Source organism: Pseudomonadota bacterium, from assembly GCA_036339585.1.
In the GTDB taxonomy this organism is placed as follows: domain Bacteria; phylum Pseudomonadota; class Alphaproteobacteria; order UBA8366; family UBA8366; genus UBA8366.
The window spans coordinates 337,337-361,603 of the sequence record JAYZAS010000004.1 but is presented as its reverse complement, the minus strand read 5'-3'; the positions used below and the strand labels follow the sequence as shown (position 1 = coordinate 361,603).

The following is a 24,267-nucleotide window of genomic DNA, read 5'->3' as shown; positions in this document are numbered from 1 at the left end:
TAGGAGAAGTTATGGCAAAAACAAGGGAACCTTCAGAAAGTAAAGAAAATTCCATCTCTGAAGAGGAGAGTGATCAGGCCGACAATAATTCGGCAAACCTCGATGCTGTGGAAGAGAAGCTTATTAAATCTGAAGATCAAGGTTTGGAGGGGCGCATCTCCGAATTAGAGGGAGAATTAGCTGATCTTAAAGATCGCAGCTTACGTGCACTCGCTGATGCTGAAAATACCCGGCGTCGTTCAGAGCGCGAAGTGATGGACGCAAGGAAATATGGCTCTAGTAATTTGGTTAAGGACTTGCTGAATGTTTCTGACAATTTGCATCGGGCCCTGGAAGCAGTCGGTGAGGATGTCAAAGAATTAGATGAGACAGTTAAGAACCTCGTGGTCGGAGTGCAAATGGTTGAAAAAGAAATGTTAGATGTCTTCGAGAAACATGGAGTAACAAAGTTACAGCCAATGGGTGAGAAATTTAATCATGATTTTCATCAGGCAATGTATGAAGTCGAGGACACAGGTCAGCCAACAGGCACCATCGTTGAATTACTTCAACCTGGATATGTCATGCACGACCGGCTGCTACGTCCGGCAATGGTTGCTGTCTCAAAAGAGACCTCTGAGGATCCATCCGATAAGGCTGATCGAGTTGATACCAGTGCATAACCGATTACTGGTGGTATATATATTTAGCAAAACTATCTGAGGTAAAAGAATAAGTCACACAATCTGATTTAAAAACACCTGTTTCTGCCCGAGTGGTGTTAGAGGCAAAAGTCTCGTTGGTTGCCCCTGCTTGGTGTGTTTCTAATTTATAATGGCAAGAACATGATTTTCTTTATGGTGGAAGGTTGCAGTAGACCAGACACATACCTATATGTGGCCCAGACGCAATTAATTCACTAAGCAACCAACTTTTGGGACTGATTAGGTCTAAATGGGATTAGGTAAACATTAGCGTAGTATTGCGAATATGCACTAGATAACGCTGTTATCGTAAATAAACGAGGGTCGAATGGGTAAAGTTATTGGCATTGATTTGGGCACCACGAATTCGTGTGTGGCAGTGATGGAAGGAAAACAAGCAAAAGTCATTGAAAATGCTGAGGGGTTCCGCACGACGCCATCGATGGTAGCATTTACTGACTCTGGGGAGCGGCTCGTGGGACAAGCGGCAAAAAGACAAGCCGTATCAAACCCTGAGAACACCTTTTTTTCTATCAAGAGACTCATTGGAAGGCGATTTACGGATGCTGAGGTAAAAAAAGATAGAGATTTGGCGCCATTTAGTATCGTTGATGGTGAGAATGGTGATGCTTGGGTAGAATGTAGTGGAGAAAAATATGCACCGAGCCAAATAAGCGCTTTTGTTCTTCAGAAAATGAAAGATACAGCTGAGGCTTACTTAGGCGAGAAGGTCGAGCAGGCGGTAATCACTGTACCGGCTTATTTTAATGATTCTCAACGTCAGGCAACAAAGGATGCGGGCAAGATCGCCGGTTTAGAAGTCTTACGTATTATAAATGAACCTACAGCGGCATCACTGGCATACGGTTTAGATAAAAAGGGTGCTGGCACCATAGCAGTGTATGACCTAGGTGGCGGTACCTTTGATGTTTCTGTTCTTGAGATTGGTGATGGTGTTTTTGAGGTTAAATCTACCAACGGTGATACTTTTTTAGGTGGGGAGGATTTCGATCAGCGTGTTGTTGATTATCTTGCCGATGAGTTCAAAAAAGAACATGGCATTGATTTGCGGGACGACAAATTAGCCTTGCAACGGCTCAAGGAAGCGGGGGAAAAATCTAAGGTTGAGCTTTCAAGTGCAGTTGAAACGGATGTGAACCTTCCGTTCATCACTGCAGACCAATCCGGTCCAAAACATCTCAACATAAAGCTCAGCAGAGCTAAACTTGAGGCTCTTGTCGATGATTTAATCCAACGTACAATCAAACCGTGTGAGCAGGCATTAAAGGATGCTGGGTTGAAACCCAGCGAGGTAGATGAAGTCATTCTTGTAGGGGGAATGACACGTATGCCGAAAGTGGGTGAGACAGTTAAGAAGTTTTTTGGCAAGGATCCAAGCCACGGTGTAAATCCAGATGAGGTTGTTGCTATTGGCGCAGCAATCCAAGCGGGTGTTTTGCAGGGCGATGTAAAAGATGTTCTACTATTGGATGTAACACCGTTATCCCTTGGGATAGAAACTTTGGGTGGTGTTTTCACCCGTTTAATAGATCGAAATACCACAATACCAACCAAAAAAAGCCAAGTATTTTCGACAGCTGAAGACAATCAAACTGCGGTTACGATTCGTGTTTTCCAAGGAGAACGCGAAATGGCTTCTGATAACAAGGTTCTTGGCCAGTTCGATCTGGTGGGCATTCCATCCGCTCCGCGCGGAATGCCACAAATTGAGGTGACGTTTGACATTGATGCGAACGGCATTGTCAACGTGTCGGCAAAAGACAAGGCTACCGGAAAGGAGCAGCAGATTCGCATCCAAGCTTCTGGCGGCCTTTCAGATGACGACATAGAGAAAATGGTAAGCGAGGCAGAGGAACACGCAGGCGAGGACAAAAAACGACGGGAACTCACCGAAGCGAAAAATAATGCCGACAGTCTCGTTTACTCGACGGAAAAAAGCTTGGAGGAATTCGGTGAGCAGATAGGTAAGTCTGAAAAAGAAACCATTGAGCAGGATGTATCTGTTCTCAAGGAGGCGCTTGAAGCCGACGACGTAGATGCCATAACAAAAGGGGTTGAGGCTTTAACTCAATCTTCGATGAAGCTCGGCGAGGCGATGTATAAGGCAAGCCAAGAAGAAGCGGCAGCATCTTCTAATAGTTCTGGCGAGGGTTCGGAAGGCGCCGGCGGTGAAGGTCCCAAGGCTGATGATGTAGTTGATGTTGATTTCGAGGAGGTCGATGAGAAAGTAGAAGGAAAAGAGAAAAAGACTGGGTCCTGATGGTTATCTCCAGAGCCCTTGGACAAGATGGTATGTTGCTTAAGCAAGCATCCTTTTCTGGTTTTTCCCCTCGGTCTATCGGTGGTTGAGCGCGATGGATAAGAGTGACTATTACGAATTGCTTGGCGTACAACGTGATTGTGACCCAGATGGTCTCAAAAGGGCCTATCGGAAACTCGCAATGCAATATCACCCTGATCGAAATCCTGGAGATAGAGAGGCCGAAACAAAATTTAAGGAAATAAACGAAGCGTACGAAGTCCTCAAAGATGGCGATAAGCGGGCAGCGTATGATAGGTTCGGTCATGCGGCATTTGATGGCCGCGGTCCCGGAGGCAGCGGACCCGAGTTTTCCGGCGGGTTCTCCGATATTTTCGATGAGATGTTCGGAGATTTTATGGGCGGTGGTCGCCGGGGCGGCCGGCAAGGATCTGGAGCGCGTGGAGCCGATTTAAGATACAACCTCTCAATATCTTTAGAAGATGCTTTTAACGGTCGCCAAGTTGAAATTGGTGTTCCGACGACCGTCCATTGCGAGCTGTGCGGAGGCTCGGGGGCAGCTGAAGGCTCCCAACCAATAGTTTGTAATACTTGCGGTGGCGTCGGAAAAGTCAGGAGCCAGCAAGGCTTTTTTACTGTTGAACGCACGTGCCCACAATGCCAAGGACGAGGCCAAGTTATAGAAAAACCTTGTGGCAACTGCGGAGGTTCAGGCAGGGTTCATAAGGATAAAAAGCTATCCGTTAATATACCGCCCGGGGTCGAAGATGGGACTCGTATACGCCTATCTGGCGAAGGCGAGGCGGGGCTTCAGGGTTCACCAGCAGGAGATTTGTATGTATTTCTGAGTGTGGACAGCCACCGTATTTTTGAGCGGGAGGGTGCAGATGTATTTTGCCGTATCCCAATTCCAATGACTACTGGGGCTATCGGTGGATCTATAGAGGTTCCAACGATTAATGGTAATAAGGCTAAGATGAATATACCCGACGGTACTCAGACCGGACAACAATTTCGGCTCAAAGGCAAGGGCATGACCATTCTAAATGGAAAAGGGCGTGGGGATATGTACGTCGAGATAACAGTTGAGACACCTGTCAATCTCACAAAGAGACAAAAAGAATTGTTAGAAGAGTTTGAGGGGTCGGGAGAAAAAGCTACGCAAAGCCCCATGTCAGAGGGTTTTCTTAGTAAAGTAAAAGAAATTTGGGACGACCTAACCGATTAAATAATGTTTATTTTTCAAATACCGTTGTAAGAACTTCACCCACGGCATCATTACCGAAAAAATGTGAGGTCAAAAATGGTTGATGACATGAAAATAGGCATTGTAGGAGCCGCCGGCCGCATGGGTCAGATGTGTGTGCGGCAAGTATCTGAGTGGCAAGGGTGCTCAGTCAGTGGGGCTACAGAGGTTTCTGGTCACTCGGCACTAGGACATGATGCTGGCGAGGTGTCGGGTATCGGTAATATCGGCGTACCTTTGACAGCAGATTCCGAAAAGCTTGTGGCGGATGCCGATGCAGTCATCGACTTCACTTCACCGGCCGTGACTGTGTCCCACGCGAATTTGTGTATGAGAGCGGGTACCGCATTAATTGCGGGAACAACAGGTCTCAGTGATGGCGATGAGGTCGCACTATTGGAGGCATCAGCCAAGACCGTGATAGTCCGTGCTCCAAATATGAGTGTGGGTGTAACTTTATTACTCGCTCTCACTGAGCGTGTCGCCGGTATGTTGGATGATGAATTTGATATTGAGATTGTAGAAATGCACCATCGGCATAAGGTCGACGCACCATCAGGAACTGCATTAGGGCTTGGTGAGGCTGCTGCTGCTGGCCGTTCTGTTCGTCTGAGTGATGTAAAAAAGACGATAAGAGATGGGCACACTGGTCCGCGTACTTCAGGCGAAATTGGCTTTGCCTCCCTACGTGGAGGTGATGTAGTCGGCGACCATACTGTAGTTTTCTCTGGAGCTGGTGAGCGCATAGAGCTTACGCACAAAGCGGCATCTAGAGTAATATTCGCTGCTGGGGCAGTGCGCGCTGCTCTTTGGAGCCGAGGGAAACCACCCGGGTTGTACTCTATGAAGGCCGTTCTAGGCTTTGAAGATTAAAAACTCAGTCAGCGCCTCGATTTCGACGGCCCAACAAGCCAAGTTCCAAGCAACACCATAGATAATGCTATAAAACTCTGCCAGGAGGGCTTTTCGCCCAAAAAAAGTGCACCCCAAAAAACTCCAGCTATTGGAACTAGATAATTGCTCATTGCAAGCAAGCCCGTTCCTGATTTCAGGACGACATAAAAATAAAGCAACGTTGCGAGGCCAGTTGGAAATATGCCAAGCCAGACCAATGCTAAAAGGGCCGGAATATCCGGTGTAAAGTTTAAGGGCCAGTCGAGAATTAATGCAACAGGCAATGAAAAAATTGCTGATGCGATCATGATTCCTGTGCTTAAAGACGGAATAGGCAATTCTGGAGCTCTTCGAGTAATAATTGCTGCGAACGCAAAGCAGATTGCACCACAGACAACGGCCAGTTCCGCAATGGTTTTTTCACCTAATCTCGTTAGCGTAGACGGGCCAAGTAATAGCAAAATGGCAGTGAAACCTATGCCCACTCCAATGCTTTTGCGGAGTGTCAACTGCTCTGTTTGATCAGAGAAAAAGTGCGCTAATACGACCGTTATAACCGGCATTATGCCCATGAGAATCGCGCCGACCCCAGATTCGATATGTCTAATACCGTAAAGTACAAGAGTAAATGGTAAAACGTTAGCTATTATGCCTAATACTGACAAATATTGCCAATGTTCCGATATTTCTGGCAAGCGTTCTCCCCTTAGCCGCATTATCGCCCACAAAAGCGTAGCGGCAATTACGATCCTAATGAAAGCGGCACTAGCTGGTGGGACGGTTATGACTGATATTTTTAGCATAACAAAAGCTAAGCTCCAGAATAATACCAAAGCTAAAAGCGCACTAAGGGTAGATTTTTTGAGACTGAACGTCATCGATTGGAAGCTTTATCGTCTGTGCCAACGATCTAAAGCACAACGTAGAGCGCGAGCTAGCTGTAATCGCTCCTCTGGGGTCAAAAAGGCACCTATCTCGATGGATCGTCCTTGACTTGCCAAATGAAGCTTACTGTCATGCTGCAGGGGCTCATCAATTTTAACCCGCAGCCATGTGGGTTCGAAACGCCAATGTAAGACGTGGCCTAAAGGAGAAATTTTCCTTATCTCTAAGATATTTTCGGTGAGTTCTACTTCCTCGCTTTTTTGGCCGCTAATATAATTGAAATGAAAAGCTATGTAGAGAATCAAAATCTCAAGGCCGCAAAACCCGAGAACAGGCCATGCACCCATCTGCATAAAGCTTATTCCCACCACTAACGCTGACAAGGAGACAACCACAAAAAGGACCCAAAAACCAAAACGGCTCAAACTGCGATTAGGCGTGAGGGAGGCCGAAAAAAAAATGCCTTTCGTGGGCTTTAGATTAGATACAGAAGGGAGCATCCCAAGTTTTTAAAATTTTAGATTGTTTTAATCAAGACGGGTGGACTTTTTGACGCAAGTCCACCGAAACAATCCTTGGGAACTTTATCAATTGAGCCAACTTTTTTCGTTGGTACAACGAGGGCATACTTTTGTTTTACTTTGCTGATGATGAGGTTGGTGACACAACTGTCGCTTGGGAATGTGCCGACGGTGCGCCCGCGTGTTTCCAAGTGAATTATCTTGAGGTTTTTCTGCGGTCCGTGGATGAACATATCTAGGATGCAGCCGCTCGAACGGTATTGCCAGATTTGTGTCTTCCCGTCCCGTCTAATAAAATCAGGGCTGCCGAGAATTCTAAGAATAGCGTCTGGATGTTTGTTTTTCAGAGCCGGAAATCCGATTTTCCAGGGTTTCTTTTTTCCGAGCATGCTTCTTAATTCTTGTATGTCACTGGCGCTAAGGCGTATCTCGCGGCTGTTAGCGGTACTGTCACCTGCTAAAAAGTTTATGCCAAATACACTGGCGTGCTCTCTTTCAGTGGCCAAATCACACGAAACCGTAATAAGCGCTAGGAATGTATAGGTTGCTAATGAGCCCGTAATTTTCACCTGAAACAGCCTATGTATCCTCCGTACTTTCCTTGGGCGAGTCTTCCCCGGTCTCAGGCAGAAATTCCACTGAGCCAGAAATTTTACCGCCTTGTTCGATTTCCAATTCACGATACCGGATATTGCCAGTTGCAAATCCCGAGCGGCGGATAATCAGACGCGAATTTGCTACTAATTCACCCTCAAATTTTCCTCTGATTTCTGCGATCTCAATTTCTACTTTGCCTTTAAAATCACCGCATTCTGCAACTTCAAATACTCTGCTATCCTTTAAGGATGCTTCTACCTGCCCTTCAACAACGAGCGTATCGCAGGCAGTTATTTCACCAGATAGGCAAATATCTTTCCCCACAACTAATTTTTTGCCGGTTTCCGAGGTGGCTATTTGCCCTGGTATGCTTACTACTCGCTTAGCAAAACCATCTGGCAATCCTGATGGTGACTTGATATTTGCAGCCATGAATAACGCCCAATCGTATAAGTTTTTGATTGAATATTAAGTATAACAAGTTTCCAGTAATTTAATGCACGACAGCAATGTGTCAACTAAACCTCAATGCAGGTATATTTATAGCTGGCCATTGAACTTTGGTGAATTGTAAAGGTGAACCATAAAGACAGTTGCAATAACCGGTGCCAGCAAATTTACGAGTGGTATCGTCATAAGGAAGACGATTAACATTCCAGCAACTTGGACTTGGCTTCGATTGCATTTGCGTAGCATGGTAACCTCGACGGGTTGGTGGCGCGATAGACCTACAAGCTCAAAATATTCGCGTCCGGTCAAATACCCATTAACTACATAAAAAAGAATCAGATTCATTGGTGGGAAAAATATCAAGAGAATATAGAGTGGGAGTGCTACGATGTTAACAATCAAAGTTATGCAGGCGAACTTTAGTGTGGAAACTGTAACCTCTCCAAATGATTGATGTCGTCGAGGTGGCAATCCCGGATAATATTTTGCTTCCACCGAACTAATAATCTCATCGAAAAAAAACCCTAAGGTTAATGAAACAACACCAGGAAACAGGAGGAATGTCAGTACTCCCACTAAACCTGCAAAAAACGAACTAGAAAGCCAGTTGAACCAAATACCCATCCATTCACGGACTTGAATAAGGTATGGGATACTCTCTAGCGGAATTTGACTTAGAAGTAACCAAATGCCAATTGCTAAGAATCCCATTATTATTAGGGACCCTAAAATGCTCAAATAGATAATTCGTCTGAGCAGTGGATCTGTTAGTTGAGTAGTTGCTTCAAAAAGGGTCCTAATCATGCTGGATAACTACAGACAACAAATATTCTAAGCAAGGCAAACAATAGGTCAGCTTGCTGCTTTGCGGAAGGTCGGTATACTGATGCTCTGTTAAGGCTGCAAGTTAGTCTTCTAATGGGCTGAGAGGGAACTATGGCTAAATATGAATTGTTAGGTGTTGGAAACGCTTTGGTCGATGTACTCTGCAACGTAGATGACCACTTCTTGCACGAGCATGGCCTTGTCAAGGGAAGTATGCAATTGGTAGATGAGAGTCAGGCGAATAATTTGGTCAGCACCATGAGCACGCCACACAGAGCTTCGGGTGGTTCATGCGCAAATTCAATGGCTGGTTTTGCATCACTTGGAGGTAGAGGCGCTTTTATCGGGAAACTTAAAAATGACAGCGCCGGCAAAGCATTTCAGGCTGACATGAAAATGCTTGGTTGCTCATTTGCAGCTGCTCCTTCGGAGCAGGGCCTGCCAACTGGAATGTGTTTAGTTTTTGTTACACCAGATGCGCAACGCACAATGTGTACTTATTTAGGTACTGCAGCTCTGTTGGCGCCTGAGGACCTCAATGAAGTCGTTATTTCTAAAAGTAAGATAATATACTTGGAAGGCTATCTTTTTGATCAGCCGGTAGCACAAGAAGCAATGGTGCGGGCGGCAGGCGTGGCCAATAAATCTGGCGGTAAAGTTGCCTTAACATTATCAGATACTTTTTGTGTTGAGCGCCACCGAGATTCCTTCATAGAGCTTATCGAGCGCAATACAGACATCTTATTTGCCAACGAAGATGAATTTATAAGCCTTTATCAGGCAGAGAATCTTGAACAGGCTATCGAGTTGAATAGTGGTAAATGTGAGTTAGCATGTGTTACCCGGGGGGAAAAGGGAGCAGTTATTTTGAGCGAGACCGAAAGAATTGAGGTAAAACCAGAAGCTGTTGATAGCTTGATCGATACTACAGGAGCTGGAGATCAGTTTGCTGCCGGGTTTTTATTTGGGCTTTGTAAAGAGGAAGACATTACAAAGTGTGCACGGATCGGGGCAATTACTGCTGCTGAAGTTATAAGTCATTATGGAGCACGTCCTGAAAAGGATCTAGCAGCATTAGTGGCAGGTAGGTTAGGCTGACACACCTTAGCGACGAAAAACCCCCCAAACGAAGTTGGAAAACGTCCATTGCGGTTTTTTGTCAGGGGCAAGTCCTTGCACTTTTGTTTTTGGGATTCTCTGCGGGTTTGCCGTTCCTTCTAGTGTTTTCAACATTTTCTATTTGGCTTCGTGAATTAGGGCTTAGTCGAACAACAATCGGTTTAATAAGTTGGATTGGCATTACCTATTCTATAAAGGTGATTTGGGCGCCAGTGATTGATTGCGCTTCCCTATTCGGCTTGAATTCTATTTTCGGTCGTCGTCGTTCTTGGATGCTAATATCAATGGTTGGCATTGCTTTCGGCCTATTAGGAATGGCTTTTGTTGATCCAGTTAAATCAACGCACTTGTTGATAATTTTTGCTTTCGTCACTGCACTTTTTTCAGCCACACAGGACGTTTCTATTGATGCCTTCCGGATTGAAAGCGCGCCGGCTGAAATGCAAGGGGCATTGGCCGCAGCGTATCAACTTGGTTATCGTATAGCCCTGTTGGTTGCTGGGGCCGGTGTGCTTTACATTTCAGAGTATGCTGGTTGGGCGTGGAGTTACTGCATAATGGCAGCGCTGATGGGGGTGGGAATCACTACTGTTCTGATTGTCTCAGAGCCTGTTAGTGAAAATGATCTGCCAAAGGCGGTAAAGATTAATGAGTGGTTAAGTGGCTCGTTTTTGAGGCCATTCAGCAATTTTTTCGGGAGGTTCGGAAGGCTTGCCATCCCCATACTCCTATTTGTTGCTGTTTACAGAATTAGTGACATATCGATGGGTGTGATGGCCAATCCTTTTTACGTTGACCTCGGATTTACGAAAACTGAGATTGCAAATGTTATAAAGATATTTGGCTTTACTATGACCATTACCGGAACCATCTTGGGTGGCTTGTTAGTCACTCATTACGGTATTATGGGGCCGCTGCTCGCCGGAGCGGTTCTTGTATGTTTGACTAATCTTGTGTTTGCTTTCATGGCGCTTATTGGGCCCGATATAAACCTCCTCATTGCGGTGGTTAGTGCTGACAATGTGAGTGGTGGTCTTGCTGGGTCCGCATTTATTGCATATTTATCGAACCTAACCCGATCTCCATACACAGCCACACAGTATGCGCTGTTAAGCTCGCTTATGACACTTCCAGGAAAGCTTATTGGTGGATTTTCAGGGATGGTTGTCGATGGTGTAGGGTATATGGTTTTTTTCGGGTATGTAGCATCGCTCGGATTGCCGGCAATATTTCTTTGTATTTATTTAGCGGAGCTGACCCAGACAAAAAATGGAAATAAAAAATGTTGGAAATAGCCGCACTACACCATTGCATCGGTAAATATCGGACAATCGGCCTTATGAAGCTATCTAGGGTCGAAATTTTTTGGATAGTTTTTGTGCTAAAACCTCATGCAATTGCATCGTACGCTGCAATAGCTCCGGCATTAATGAGATCACTTACTCGTGAACCCAACTGGACAATTTGGACCGGCTTTGAAAGTCCTTCTAGAATAGGGCCAATAACGCCCCCATCACCTTGCGCATGTAGAAGTTTGGAGGAAATACTGGCACTATGTAAGTCCGGCATCACTAGCACGTTTGCGGGCCCAGTTAATCTACAAAACGGGTAAATGCGTTGCATTAAATCAAAGTCGAGAGCGGTATCGGTGGTCATTTCGCCGTCATACTCAAAATCGACTTTGCGATCGTCCAATAGTGTTACGGCCCTTCTGACACGTTCCATTTGACGACGTTTCGGTTGACCGAAGTTCGAAAAAGATAGGATTGCTACGCGCGGTTCTTGACCCAACTTCCGGGCATAAGTTGCTGCTCCACAGGCAATATCTGCCAAATTCTCACTTGTAGGAAGCTCATGTACGCCGCTGTCAGCTATCAGTATCGTGCGTTTTTGTGCCATCACCATAGTTATTCCCATGGGACACTCCCCTTTTTTTGTGTCTATCACACGTGTAACCTCTGAGTAGGCTACCGCGAAAGGCCGAGTCACCCCTGTTACCATGCCGTCTGCATCACCACATGCAACCATGCAGGAACCGAAAATATTACGGTCTTGATTAACCAACCTTTGACAATCGCGAAATAGAAACCCACGTCTCTGAAGCCGGTTATAAAGATAATCCGAATATGTGGTTTTATCAGAGCTGAGAGCTGCGTTGTGTATTTCAAGGTCTGCTGTTCCTGCAATACCGAGACTACTCATAGTCTTTTCCACGTGTTCGGCACGCCCTAAAAGAATAGGTTCGCCGTAGCCTGCGTTGCGGAAGGCGATCGCCGCGCGGATAACTCTTTCGTCTTCACCCTCTGCAAAAACGATACGCTTATTTTCCGATTGTACACGTTGAAAAATAAATTGTAATTTTGCAGCGGCAGGGTCAAGGCGAGCGGATAATTGTTGCCGATATGCATCCGTGTCTTTTACGGGTTTGCGCGCAACATTACTGGCTACAGCCGCTTTTGCTACCGCGGGTGGGATCGCAGATATCAAGCGTGGGTCAAATGGTGCTGGGATTATGTAATTTGGACCGTATTGAAGGCGTTTGCCTCCGTATGCAGCATCCACTTCATCGGGCACATCCTCTCGCGCGAGTTCGGCAAGGGCATAAGCTGCAGCAGATTTCATCTCATCATTAATAGTCGAAGCACGAACATCTAGCGCGCCGCGGAAAATATATGGAAAGCCGAGTACATTATTAATTTGATTTGGATAATCTGAGCGGCCCGTCGCAACAATCGCGTCACTTCTGATGGCCGCAACTTCCTCTGGGGTTATTTCTGGGTCTGGGTTGGCCATTGCGAAAATAATAGGGTTTGCACGCATAGACTTTATCATGCTTCCAGAAACGGCTCCTTTAACCGATAAGCCAAATAAGACGTCGGCGCCTTTTACAGCGTCTTTTAATGATCGGTCATTGGTGGATATTGCGTGAGCTGACTTCCATTGGTTCATCCCTTCTTCACGGCCTCTGTATATAACACCCTTAGAATCGCAAAGTGTGATTTGGTCATGCGGCACACCCATTGATTTGATAAGCTCAATACAAGCAATTGCTGACGCGCCAGCACCGTTGACTACCATTTTGATGTCAGCCATTTTTCGATTTGTTAGCTCGAGGGCATTTATCATTCCAGCTGCAGAAATAATTGCAGTGCCGTGTTGGTCGTCATGAAATACTGGAACATCCAATATTTCGCGCAGTTTTTGTTCAATAATGAAACATTCTGGAGCTTTGATGTCCTCGAGGTTAATTCCACCGAATCCGTTGCCAATCGCACGAACGCATGAAATGAATTCATCCACGTCCTCAGTTTCTACCTCTAAATCGAAACTATCTATGTCAGCAAATCTTTTGAAAAGGACTGCTTTGCCTTCCATGACTGGTTTTGAAGCCAACGCGCCAATGTTACCCAAACCGAGGACTGCAGTTCCATTAGATATCACCGCAACCATGTTACCTTTGGAGGTGTAGTCATAAGCAGTGTCAGGCGCATTCTCGATTTCGAGGCAGGGATAAGCGACACCCGGAGAATAGGCAAGCGATAGATCTCGCTGGGTATTGAGCGGTTTTGTTGCTCGTAGTGCGATCTTTCCTGGTTGACCACTAACATGGAAATCCAGCGCATCTTGCTGACTAATCTTAGTTTTGGACATTATGCTGAAATCCCCCTAACGAAACGATTTTTCCTTTATGCCGCGTTGGTAAAGCAAAAAAACTTCTAATTAGTTTGACATGAAGTGAGACACATGACCAGCTTGGGAAGTATTTTATTTTTGTTTAAAATATTTGAAGCATTGCTAATTATGACAACAGGCGCGTTATAAAGTGATCGTCAAGAAGAAATAATAATGCCAACACAGAAAACAACTAACCCAATGGCTAAGCCAGGGAACCGTGATGAACTGATAAAAACATCTCGAGGGGTCAAGTTTAACGCCGGGTTCCGCATAGGCGCTACGCCAATGATGGCGCAATACCTTGAAATAAAAGAAGCGTACCCAGACTGTTTGTTGTTTTATCGTATGGGAGATTTTTATGAGATGTTCTTTGATGACGCCATTATGGCAGCTGAAGCCCTTGATATAACGCTTACAAAACGTGGAAAGCACAAAGGAGCGGACGTGGCCATGTGTGGGGTTCCGGCACATACGGCTGACGTATATTTGGCTCGTTTGATAAAAAAGGGGTTTCGAGTAGCAATATGTGAGCAGCTAGAAAATCCTGCAGAAGCTAAGAAACGCGACGGTTCCCGAAGTCTTGTTAAACGGGATGTAGTGCGACTTGTAACGCCAGGTACTCTGACTGAGGAGACCTTGTTGCACTCTCGTTGCAATAACTTTCTCGCCGCTATCAGCGGTGTTTCCGGAGATTGTGCGATTGCCTGGCTAGACATATCTACAGGAGAATTTTTCCTTCAATGTATGTGTCCCTATACACCAGGGTCTGTGGCCGCTGTATTGGCACGCATAGAGCCGGGCGAGATTTTACTGCCGGAAAAATTACATCTTAGTCAAGAATTTCAGCAGGTTTGTGGTGAATGGGTACAGGAATTGGTGCCTTTGCCGGATATTCGGTTTGACCCAACAAATTCCCGCAAACGGTTGGAAGCATTTTTTGGCGTAGCAACGATGGATGGGGCCGGGTCTTTCACCAACGCCGAGTTTTCTGCAGCCGGGGCATTAATCGACTACATCGAGCTTACCCAAGTTGGCAATATGCCGCATTTGGATCGACCTCGGCAGATTTCTGACAGTACATTTTTAGAGATTGATGCTGCCACCAGACGCAACCTTGAATTAACACGAACGTTGTCTGGTGAGACAAAGGGCAGTCTCTTAGCGACAATCGATCGGACTGTGAGTGCGTCAGGCGCTAGACTTCTAGCTTCCCGTCTAAACTCTCCATCAACGGAAGTGCAAAAAATAAGGGCTCGACTCGACTCGATCGAATACTTCGTTGCGGAATCAGCTTCACGAGCACGGGTACGGGAGGTTTTGCGCGAGTGCCCAGACTTCGAGCGAGCATTATCAAGATTGACGCTGAATCGTTGCGGCCCCCGTGACGTGGCTTCGGTCCGTGATGGTCTAGCGGTTGCAAAAGAAATTAAGACAATTCTAGCGAAGAAAGGAGAACTACTGCCACAAGCTATCAATTCCGCGATCACTCTACTCGACTGCCATGAGATTTTGGCAAAACTTTTAGGTCGAGCATTGAACGATGAGTTGCCAGCTAATGCCCGGGATGGCGGTTTTCTTAGGGAGGGCTATTCGCGCCAATTAGATGAGCTTAGGCAATCGGGCGGCGAAAGTCGGAAACTTATAGCGAGCCTAGAGTCAAAATACAAAACTTCAACTGGTGCTGAGACCCTTAAAATCAAACAAAACAATGTTCTGGGGTACTTCGTTGAAGTTTCTGTAAGGCAGTCGGACAGACTTGATGACCATTTTATTCATAGGCAAACTATGACCAATGCTGTGCGGTTTTCCACGCCCGAACTTGCAAGGTTTGCAAGACAGGCGTCAGAATGCGGACAGCTTGCTTTAGATTTGGAGTTAAGACTGTTTCAAGATTTAATAAATGAGATTACCAAACAAAGTGATACCATCAATCGTGAGGCAGTTGCGTTGGCCGAGGTAGATGTTGCTTCAGGCTTGGCCGAATTGGCTGACGAGCAACAATACTGTAGGCCAACCGTCGTCGATGAGAGTGTTTTTTCGATTATTGGGGGCAGACACCCAGTTGTCGAGACTGCATTAGGGCTATCGGAAAATCGACCGTTTGTCTCGAACGATTGTAAACTCAGTGAAGATCAACGAATTTGGCTGGTTACAGGTCCAAATATGGCAGGTAAAAGCACTTTTCTGCGCCAGAATGCACTTATTCTAATTTTGGCGCAGATTGGAAGCTTTGTTCCCGCATCGGAAGCTCAAATCGGCATTGTGGATCGACTATTCAGCCGAGTTGGCGCCGCGGACGACTTGGCGCGCGGCCGCTCCACTTTTATGGTCGAAATGGTTGAAACGGCTTCAATTTTAAATCAAGCGACTGAGCGCTCCTTCGTTATATTGGATGAAATTGGCCGTGGCACAGCGACTTTCGACGGCTTGTCAATCGCATGGGCTGCGATTGAACATTTGCACGACAAAAATTGCTGCAGAGCATTATTCGCGAGCCATTACCATGAGTTGGTTTCACTAGAGACACGTTTGGTCTCATTAAAACCCTTCACGATGAGGGTAAAAGAGTGGCAGGGTGATGTAGTTTTCTTGCACGAGATTGTCGCAGGCGCTGCTGATCGATCATATGGAATTCATGTCGCCAAGCTGGCCGGCTTACCATCCGCGGTTATTGCTCGCGCAGAGGAGGTCCTTTCGATTTTAGAGCAAGGGGAGCAATCTTGTTCTTTAACGGGATTAGCAGACAATTTGCCCCTTTTTGATAAAGCTAATAACAAGCCGCCCTCAAAAATTGTATCGCCTACAGAGTCGGCTTTAAGTGATATTGATCCGGATCAGATAACGCCGCGTGAGGCGCTGGAACTAATATATCAATTGAAAAGGGATCTCCACTAAATGTTTTTGGACGTAGTTTTTCTTGCAATGAAGATGGTGTAAGCGCACATCTTTCATTATGGATGAAGTTAAAAGGTACTCGAAGATAATCAGCCGCAACTCCCTTCTGAAAAGGGCCCGGACGGTTGTGCACAAAAATGGAACGGGTGAACAAGCTCGGAAATCTTTGCTTGGGCTTTACAGAAAAGAGATCGAGCGTGGCTCTGGAGAAATTGAGAGTCAGTTCAACAAAAGCCAAGATGGCGCCCTTGCAGTGCAGGGTTATTGTTTTCTGATAGACCAGCTTATTCGAGTGATATATGATATAGGAGTCGAATATTTTTATCCGGCTCCCAATCCAACAGCGGCGGATCACCTTTGTATAACGGCTTTCGGAGGTTATGGCCGTGGAGAATTAGCCCCAAAATCCGACTTGGACCTGCTGTTTGTCCAACCATATAAACAAACACCACGTGGGGAGCAGATTGTAGAATTAATTCTCTACACACTTTGGGACCTAAATTTCAAGGTTGGACATGCAACCCGTTCAATCGATGAAAACATTCGGCAGGCCAGAGATGACATAACCATTCGGACAGGTTTGTTAGAATCTCGTTACGTTTGCGGGGACAAATCATTATTTAAAGAATTACGCCAACGATTCTTCGGTGAAGTAGTCGAGGGAACGGGGCCCGATTTCGTTGAGGCAAAACTTGCAGAGCGCGATGAACGGCACGATAGGGTGGGTAACTCGCGATATGTTTTGGAGCCTAACATAAAAGAAGGTAAGGGCGGCTTGCGTGATTTGCAGACCTTATTTTGGATAGCCAAGTATCTTTATAAAGTTACTGATATTGGCCGGTTGGTTGATAAACGGGTGCTAACCTCTCAGGAGTTCAAAGTGTTTGCCAAGGCACAGGGGTTCCTTTGGACTCTCCGCTGCAATTTGCACTATTTATCGGGTCGTGCAGAAGAGCGTCTTACATTCGATGTTCAGCCTCAGCTTGCAAATAGAATGGGATACCGAGATCACGCTGGAACGTCTGGCGTAGAACGTTTCATGAAACACTATTTTTTAATCGCCAAAGACGTGGGTGACCTGACTCGAATTTTTTGCGCGGCACTTGAGGCCCGCCATCAGCCATCTCGCATTTTTAGAATGCCGACACTTTTCAATCGTGAGATCGAGGGCTTCGTCATTAACCGCGGTCGCCTAACAGTATCATCACGTAAGCATTTCAAAATGTGCCCCATAGATATGTTGAGATTATTCGAGGTGAGCCAGCGTCTTAGGCTGGACATTCATCCCGTAGCGTTGCAAATGATTACGCGCGACCTAGCCCGCATAGATAACGAACTCCGCAATGATTCCGCTGCTAACAAAATCTTCCTCGATATCTTGACGTCAAAAAATAATCCTGAGACTACATTACGTAGGCTCAATGAGGCAGGAGTGTTTGGCAGATTTGTGACCGATTTTGGCCGGGTGGTGGCACAGATGCAGTACGATATGTATCACGTTTATACTACCGACGAACATACTATCCGTGCGATTGGGGTTTTGAGCCGAATCGAGGCAGGCGAATTAGTTGCGGAGCACCCTTTGGAAAGTAGGGTCGTACATGAGATTGCATCACGGGAAGTCTTGTATGTGGCCGTTTTGTTGCATGATATTGCTAAGGGAAGAGGAGGGAACCACTCTGAGTTAGGAGCTGAGGTTGCAACAAAGCTTTGCCCCAGACTTGGACTGTCGCCAGAGCAGACTGAAACCGTTGCGTGGTTAGTGCGGCATCATCTTTTCATGAGTGAAACCTTTGCAAAACGCGACCTTAGCGACCCCAAAACCATTATCGACTTTGTTGACATTGTTCAATCACCGGAGAGGCTGAGATTACTCTTGTGCTTGACTGTTGCGGACATCCGTGCCGTTGGGCCAGGTCGATGGAATAATTGGAAGGCAAGTCTGTTGCGAGATCTCTACTATCGCGCGGAGGCTTTTATATCTGGTGGCCTTAAAGAAGATGGTAGAGACTCTGCCGCTGCAGTCATTGTATCCGGTTTGCGAAAAGTGCTCAAAGATTGGCCCGTGCGCGACATTGATGCCCATATTGCTCGCGGTCATGACGGGTATTGGACAGCCTACAGTCTGAAAACACTGTATCATCAAGCTTTATTGATTCAAGAAGCTGAAAGCCTTGGTACACCACTCGTCTTGGATACGGATATTGATCGTGGAAAAGGCGCTACCGAAGTGACGATTTATGCCGGTGATCATCCTGGCCTATTTAGTCGAATAAGTGGTGCTATGGCATTGTCGGGAGTAAATATTGTTGAGGCTAAAATCAATACTCTGAACAATGGGAAAGGTCTTGATAGTTTTCTTATCCAGGACTCGACGGGAGGCGCTTTTCCCCGGCCAGACGAAAAAATGGCCCGGTTATCTGAACTCATAAATAAAGCCTTAGCTGGAGAGCTAAACATTGCGAGCGAGTTGAGCAAGCGACAAGGTCAGCCGAAACGAACGTCTGTTTTTACTGTCGAGCCACGTGTGATTATTGATAACAAGGCTTCAAACCGTTACACAGTCATTGAAGTCAACGGACGTGATAGGCCGGGTTTATTGTTTGCGTTATCTGAAGCTCTATATAAACTCAGTTTGCAAGTTTACTCAGCAAAAATATCTACATTTGGTGAGCAGGTAGTCGATGTTTTTTATTTGCAGGATTTGTTCGGCACGAAAATAGATCAATCTGGAAAGATGGCGCAAGTTACAGAGGTTTTAATGGCCACCCTACAAGACCCTTTGGCGGATACAAGTTTGGGAAAATCAACCGCCAACTATTCTAATGTTTCCGCAGGTTGATCTAGGATTTGTTCGGGTCATATGGACGACCCTTTAATTTTGTCAGGAGGTTTTTCGAACTTGATGTGGTCGTGATGACACAGAGATAAAGCTGGTTTAGAGCTCTTTAGACTTATCACGAACAAATACAACCTCAACGGCAGGATAGGTGTTCATTTATGAGGCTGATGACGTAGGAAAATTCTTTTCTTGTTGATTACTAGGGTTTAAATGGCAATTTATCGTGCTTTCCTCACTCTCGGCTCCTGGACAATGGCAAGTCGAATATTGGGCTTCGTCCGAGATGTGCTTATTGCAAGCGTTGTTGGCGCGAGCTTGGTGGCAGACGTGTTCTTCGTCGCCTTTAAATTCCCGAATTTTTTTCGCCGTATTTTCGCCGAGGGAGCATTTAATTCTGCATTTGTTCCGTTGTTTTCGGAGCATTTAGCAAAAAATGGTCTTGCTGCCGCCAAACAATTTGCCGCGCAGGTAAACGCAATTATGGTTAGCGTGTTGACTGGATTTACACTTCTCGCTTTGCTTCTCATGCCGTGGCTGATGATTTTGGTAGCCCCGGGTTTTAAAGAACAGCCGGAAAAATTTCAGCTGGTGATTGAGTTAACCCAGATTACCTTTCCGTACTTATTATTCATGGCTTTGCTATCATTGTTGGGTGGAATGCTGAATGCATTGGATCGTTTTGCTGAAACGGCCGCCGCCCCCATCGGATTAAATCTTATTTTGATCGCGGTGCTACTATTAGTCCGCGAAGGGGTGGTATCTTCAACTGCTCATGCCCTAGCTTGGGGTGTTTGTCTGTCCGGAGTAGTTCAATTTCTCTGGCTGGTATTTGCATGTCGCCGGGCTGGATTATTGCTTCGGTTGCCATACCCCAAGCTCTCCCCAGAAGTAAAAAGGTTGCTTAGATTGATGCTGCCAGGAGTTATTGGGGCTGGGGTGGTTCATATAAACTTGGTTGTGGATGTAATATTAGCTTCTTTATTATCTGAAGGGTCCGTTTCGTGGCTTTACTATGCAGATAGAATTAATCAATTTCCCCTTGGCATTGTTGGCGTTGCCATCGGTGTAGCTCTTTTGCCAGCACTCAGCCGGAACATTGCTAAGGGAAATTTGAAGCTCGCAATAAGTATTCAGAACAGGGCGATAGAACTTTGTTTGGTACTTTGTATACCGGCTTCAGCCGCTTTTTTGGTGCTGGCTGAGCCAATAGCAGTGGTTTTGTTTCAACGTGGCGAATTTATGCCAATTGATGCAAAGGCTACGGCAAAAGCCCTCGCTGCTTTTGCCTATGGGTTACCAGCTTTTGTTCTTATAAAAGCATTCTCCCCTGGATTTTTTGCTCGTAAAGATACTATAACGCCGGTAAAGATCGCCGCTATTTCTATGATTCTCAACGTTATCTTGGCAGTTTTTTTGATGCAATATCTTGGACACGTAGGTATTGCGCTTGCTACGTCATTAACGGCTTGGATAAACGTTTTTGCGCTCGCTGCTTTGCTCATCCGGCGTGGTTACTTTCGGTTTGATACTAATCTACTAGCTAGGTTGCCCCGGATTGTGTTTTCGACTGTATTTATGGCGGCGGGTTTGCTAGCCGGGGTTGATGTGTTATCTAGCCCTCTTGCTGGTAGCGAGTTAAGTCGATCAAGCGCTCTCTTGGGTCTCATTATTTGTGGAGGGAGCATTTATTTGTTAGCTATTCAAGTTACGGGAGCATTTCGGTTCTCAGATCTTCGAGATAAAAAAGGGGATGTCTGACATGGCGTTCCTGACTTGATTACTTTTTATTAGGTCATTACTTTGTAGTAAATTTATGGTGCGATTGACTGATCTATCGAAAGGTGAAGCAGAGAATTTACTGCGGCTTCCATGTCCGCAGTTTGATGGATCCCCGCTTTCTGTTGCTCCAGATTTAGGGACTGCTCGGGTTGCGCTCATCACTTCGGCTGGCATCTCAATGAAAGATGATGAAACTTTTTCAGCTGGATCTAGTGACTACCGCGTTATTCCGAGCTCTGCAGATGCCGGTGACATTATAATGAGCCATGCATCGGTTAACTATGACCGCAGCGCCTTTGTACAAGACCTGAATACTGTTTTTCCAATTGATCGACTCCGAGAATTAGAAGAGGCGAAAACAATAGGATCGATTGCCTCATCACATTACTCTTTTATGGGCGCAACAGAGCCGGGAGCACTGAAGAAGAGCGCCGAGAATATGATAGGTATGCTAAAAGAAGATCGGGTTAATGCCGTCTTTCTAACGCCAGTATGACCGAATTGTACGCGCGCCGTTGGCGGATTAGCAAGGTATATTGAAGATAAAGGAATTTCAACAGTCCAAATTAGTCTTGTGCGTGAACATTCAGAAAAAATAAATCCCCCTCGTGCTCTTTGGGTTCCGTTTCCGTTGGGAAGGCCAATGGGGGCACCGGATTCACCAAGCTTGCAACGCCGTGTCCTCGAGGCCGGGCTAGGCCTCTTGGTGCGCTCGGATGTGCCGGTTTTAGAGAATTTTTCGGATCAGGGTTATAGGGCCGTAAACGAGAAAACTGATCGCTGGTCGTGTCCGGTGAACCTTCCGCCGCGCGCAAGGTGGATAAAATATCCTAGCAAAGCATTAGCGAAAGAAATATCTTTGCTTGCGCCATGCCGAATTTCGAATAACGCAAAGACAGGCCGAACAGTATTTGGGGTTAGCGGCCTAGATATAGGCGAGATCGCTACTTTCATAGACGGGTTTATTGCTGATCACGATATTACTGATACAGGAAAAGATAAGTTATTGGCGCAAAAGCTTAAATTTGCAGCCGACGATTTGAAGGTTTGGTACTACGAAGCTGCTAGCCTGCAACCGGGAACGATTAGCGAAGAAATATCTGAATGGTTTTGGTGTGAGACAGCAGCTGGCGCAACCTTGATTCAGCTTGCATCTTTGATGGCGTTGTCGAACCAAAAGCGCTTGACAATAATGGGGACAAAGGGAATTGTCCCAAGAGGATTTCAGCACCTTATTGATCGATCTAAAGGTTAACTTAATGGTTCGATTGAAAGACATTCCCGCACTTGACGCCAAGCATTTGCGTGAAAAGGAGTGTCCCGTTTTCGATAACGAGCCATTTGTTTCGGGCCCCGCTCTCGAGGACCGAAGAGTGGCGATTGTTACAACGGCCGGGCTTCACAGGCGAAAGGACAAAAACTTTCTCCTACAGGATACGGGGTACAGGGTAATCCCTGGAGACATAGATCTAAACGATATCGTAATGACCCACACTTCCGTGAATTACGACCGTACCGGATTTCAGCAAGATATTAACGTTGTTTTCCCACTTGATAGATTGCGCGAACTTGAGGACGAGGGAAAAATTGGATCTATTGGCAAGTTTCACTATTCTTTGATGGGGGCAGGGTGGCTTCCGCATGAGATTAAGCCCACTTGTCATGAGCTTGCGGGTTTGCTTCGTGAAGACAATGTGAACGCAGTTTTATTGGTGCCGGTTTGACCAAATTGCACCCGTGCGGTCGGCGCGGTTGGGCATTACATTGAGGAAAAAGGACTGGCGACGGCCGGTATTAGCTTGGTACGCGAAAATACAGAGCGCATTCGGCCACCAAGGGCACTTTGGGTGCCATTTGAGCTTGGTCGGCCGTTTGGAGCTCCAAATGAGCCTGAATTCCAGACAAAGGTACTCTCTTCACTGTTGTCTCTTCTAGAGCGCACGGATGGACCGGTTATTTTAGAAGATTTCGATGAAGATCCACCCGGGGGTCATTCTTTTGAAGAATCGGGAATTTTTTGCCCGGTCGGTTTCCCGAAGCCAGCAGTCGAAAGCAACAATGAAGTGTTAAAAGAGATTTTTACAGAAATTGATTTGATGAAACCATGGTACAATCTCGCGCTTGATGAGCGAGGAAGGACAACCTTCGGGCTTAGTGGATTGAACATCAAAGAGGCCGTAGAGTTTTTGGCTGGATTTCTTCAAGGAACTCCGAAAAATCCTAGGGAAGATATGGCTTTGGGCGAGGTTTTTCGCTTTACTTGTGAGGACGTAAAGATGTGGTATCTTGAAGCTGCTACGGCAAAATCTAATGTTCGAAATAGCCGGTCAGCAGCCGATTGGTTTTGGGGAGAAACAAATGCAGGCAAATTGTTTCTTGATCTGCACTCAAAATGCATCAAGCATGAGGATAAAGGTATTAGGCACGTTGGTAAGACACAGCTTGTACCAAGGGCACAAGAACACAGGCTTAATGACTAAAATTCAAGTTTTGTGATTTTTGCGTATTGTTTCCTGAGGTCAAAAGGGTCTTTAAAAATACATCGTATTAACACCTAAGAGCTGAAAGCTGTGAAAATGAAACTGGTATTTTCAGGTATCCAGCCAACTGGAAATTTACACATTGGTAATTATTTAGGAGCAGTCCGTAATTGGATTGCGTTACAGGAAAGATTTGAATGCATTTTCTGCATCGTTGATATGCACGCCATAACGGTCTGGCAGGATCCAAGCGTGCTTGCTGAAAATACACGAGAGGTTGCGGCAGCTCTTATTGCTGCCGGTATTGACCCAAAAACTCAAATTCTTTTCAATCAAAGCAGTAACCCAGACCACGCGAACCTCTCTTGGATACTCAATTGTGTTGCTAGGTTAGGCTGGCTTAATAGAATGACACAATTTAAGGAAAAGGCTGGGAAAAATCGAGAGAATGCTTCGGTAGGGTTGTACACATATCCTAACCTTATGGCTGCGGATATCTTAGTCTATCGAGCCACTCACGTACCGGTTGGGGAGGACCAGAAACAACATTTAGAATTAGCCCGTGACATCGCTCAAAAATTCAATAGTGACTATGGGTCTGATTTCTTTCCGCTACCAGAACCGCTAATCATGGGTGAGGCAACAAGGGTAATGTCCCTTCGAGACGGTGCTAGGAAGATGTCCAAATCTGATCCCTCAGATTTGAGTCGGATCAACCTGAGTGATAGCGCAGACGCAGTTGCTCAAAAAATTCGCAAGGCAAAGACTGACCCAAACCCCTTACCCGATTCTATTGCAGATCTATCGGGGCGGCCAGAAGCCGACAACTTGATCAGCATTTATGCTGCGTTTGCCGGCATAAGCAGAGAAGATTCTATATCAATTAATTCCGGCAAGCAATTTTCAGATTTTAAGAGGGATCTGACCGACCTTGCAGTGTCTGTCCTCGAGCCAATCAACAAAGAAATGAGTAAACTGCTCTCAGAACCAGAGCATATTGATGGGATCCTTGCTAATGGAAGCGAACGCGCGATAGATGTTTCGAGACCAGTGATGGAAAAGGTTTTTCGAGCGGTGGGATTTCGGTCCTATTGA

General features: G+C 45.9%; 20 protein-coding genes. 14 read left to right on the top strand and 6 right to left on the bottom strand.

The annotated features are described in order from the left end of the window. Positions 1–11: 11 nt before the first annotated feature. From grpE to dapB, 4 genes are all read left to right on the top strand, one after another. Positions 12–662 (top strand): nucleotide exchange factor GrpE, encoded by a 651-nt coding sequence (gene grpE, locus VX941_04630; GenBank protein ID MEE2932692.1) that lies wholly within the window; start codon positions 12–14, stop codon positions 660–662. Positions 663–1,011: 349 nt separating this feature from the next. Continuing rightward, positions 1,012–2,964 (top strand): molecular chaperone DnaK, encoded by a 1,953-nt coding sequence (gene dnaK / locus VX941_04625; GenBank protein MEE2932691.1) that lies wholly within the window; start codon positions 1,012–1,014, stop codon positions 2,962–2,964. Positions 2,965–3,058: 94 nt separating this feature from the next. Further along, positions 3,059–4,192: a molecular chaperone DnaJ gene (gene dnaJ / locus VX941_04620; protein ID MEE2932690.1), complete on the top strand. Its 1,134-nt coding sequence runs from the start codon at positions 3,059–3,061 to the stop codon at positions 4,190–4,192. A gap of 87 nt (positions 4,193–4,279) precedes the next feature. Next, positions 4,280–5,083 (top strand): 4-hydroxy-tetrahydrodipicolinate reductase, encoded by an 804-nt coding sequence (gene dapB, locus VX941_04615; protein MEE2932689.1) that lies wholly within the window; start codon positions 4,280–4,282, stop codon positions 5,081–5,083. An 8-nt stretch (positions 5,084–5,091) separates the two neighbouring features. On the opposite strand, the gene VX941_04610 is transcribed toward dapB, so the two are convergent. The 5 genes from VX941_04610 to VX941_04590 all read right to left on the bottom strand — a co-directional run bounded on the left by VX941_04610 (position 5,092) and on the right by VX941_04590 (position 8,361). After that, complete coding sequence (locus tag VX941_04610; protein ID MEE2932688.1) at positions 5,092–5,982, bottom strand: EamA family transporter; 891 nt, start codon at positions 5,980–5,982, stop codon at positions 5,092–5,094. A 12-nt stretch (positions 5,983–5,994) separates the two neighbouring features. Then, positions 5,995–6,489 (bottom strand): DUF2244 domain-containing protein, encoded by a 495-nt coding sequence (locus tag VX941_04605; protein MEE2932687.1) that lies wholly within the window; start codon positions 6,487–6,489, stop codon positions 5,995–5,997. Positions 6,490–6,506: 17 nt separating this feature from the next. After that, on the bottom strand, positions 6,507–7,079 hold the full coding sequence (locus VX941_04600) for a hypothetical protein (protein MEE2932686.1): 573 nt from the start codon (positions 7,077–7,079) through the stop codon (positions 6,507–6,509). 10 nt (positions 7,080–7,089) lie between these two features. After that, positions 7,090–7,539, bottom strand: a complete 450-nt coding sequence (locus VX941_04595) for a polymer-forming cytoskeletal protein (protein ID MEE2932685.1) — start codon at positions 7,537–7,539, stop codon at positions 7,090–7,092. A gap of 108 nt (positions 7,540–7,647) precedes the next feature. Then, positions 7,648–8,361, bottom strand: a complete 714-nt coding sequence (locus tag VX941_04590) for an EI24 domain-containing protein (protein MEE2932684.1) — start codon at positions 8,359–8,361, stop codon at positions 7,648–7,650. Positions 8,362–8,493: 132 nt separating this feature from the next. Between VX941_04590 and VX941_04585 the strand changes: the two genes are divergently transcribed. Both VX941_04585 and VX941_04580 read left to right on the top strand, forming a co-directional pair. After that, entirely contained in the window at positions 8,494–9,480 is a 987-nt protein-coding gene (locus tag VX941_04585; GenBank protein MEE2932683.1) for an adenosine kinase, read from the top strand. Positions 9,481–9,563: 83 nt separating this feature from the next. Then, on the top strand, positions 9,564–10,796 hold the full coding sequence (locus VX941_04580) for an MFS transporter (GenBank protein ID MEE2932682.1): 1,233 nt from the start codon (positions 9,564–9,566) through the stop codon (positions 10,794–10,796). A 94-nt stretch (positions 10,797–10,890) separates the two neighbouring features. Here VX941_04580 and VX941_04575 read toward each other — a convergent pair whose 3' ends face one another. Beyond that, positions 10,891–13,152 carry an NADP-dependent malic enzyme gene (locus VX941_04575; GenBank protein MEE2932681.1) on the bottom strand — a complete coding sequence of 754 codons (2,262 nt, stop codon included), beginning with the start codon at positions 13,150–13,152 and terminating at the stop codon, positions 10,891–10,893. Positions 13,153–13,347: 195 nt separating this feature from the next. Between VX941_04575 and mutS the strand changes: the two genes are divergently transcribed. The 8 genes from mutS (at position 13,348) to trpS (ending at position 24,267) form a co-directional block, all read left to right on the top strand. After that, positions 13,348–16,071: a DNA mismatch repair protein MutS gene (mutS, locus tag VX941_04570; GenBank protein MEE2932680.1), complete on the top strand. Its 2,724-nt coding sequence runs from the start codon at positions 13,348–13,350 to the stop codon at positions 16,069–16,071. A gap of 58 nt (positions 16,072–16,129) precedes the next feature. Next, positions 16,130–18,913: a [protein-PII] uridylyltransferase gene (locus VX941_04565; GenBank protein MEE2932679.1), complete on the top strand. Its 2,784-nt coding sequence runs from the start codon at positions 16,130–16,132 to the stop codon at positions 18,911–18,913. 210 nt (positions 18,914–19,123) lie between these two features. Next, positions 19,124–20,671 (top strand): murein biosynthesis integral membrane protein MurJ, encoded by a 1,548-nt coding sequence (murJ, locus tag VX941_04560; GenBank protein MEE2932678.1) that lies wholly within the window; start codon positions 19,124–19,126, stop codon positions 20,669–20,671. Between the two features lie 55 nt (positions 20,672–20,726). Then, entirely contained in the window at positions 20,727–21,188 is a 462-nt protein-coding gene (locus VX941_04555; GenBank protein MEE2932677.1) for a glycine/sarcosine/betaine reductase selenoprotein B family protein, read from the top strand. Positions 21,189–21,335: 147 nt separating this feature from the next. Then, a complete protein-coding gene (locus VX941_04550) occupies positions 21,336–21,947 on the top strand; it encodes a hypothetical protein (protein MEE2932676.1) in 612 nt (203 codons plus the stop codon). A 4-nt stretch (positions 21,948–21,951) separates the two neighbouring features. Next, a complete protein-coding gene (locus VX941_04545; protein ID MEE2932675.1) occupies positions 21,952–22,416 on the top strand; it encodes a glycine/sarcosine/betaine reductase selenoprotein B family protein in 465 nt (154 codons plus the stop codon). A 75-nt stretch (positions 22,417–22,491) separates the two neighbouring features. After that, entirely contained in the window at positions 22,492–23,172 is a 681-nt protein-coding gene (locus VX941_04540; protein ID MEE2932674.1) for a hypothetical protein, read from the top strand. Positions 23,173–23,268: 96 nt separating this feature from the next. Then, on the top strand, positions 23,269–24,267 hold the full coding sequence (gene trpS, locus VX941_04535) for a tryptophan--tRNA ligase (protein MEE2932673.1): 999 nt from the start codon (positions 23,269–23,271) through the stop codon (positions 24,265–24,267).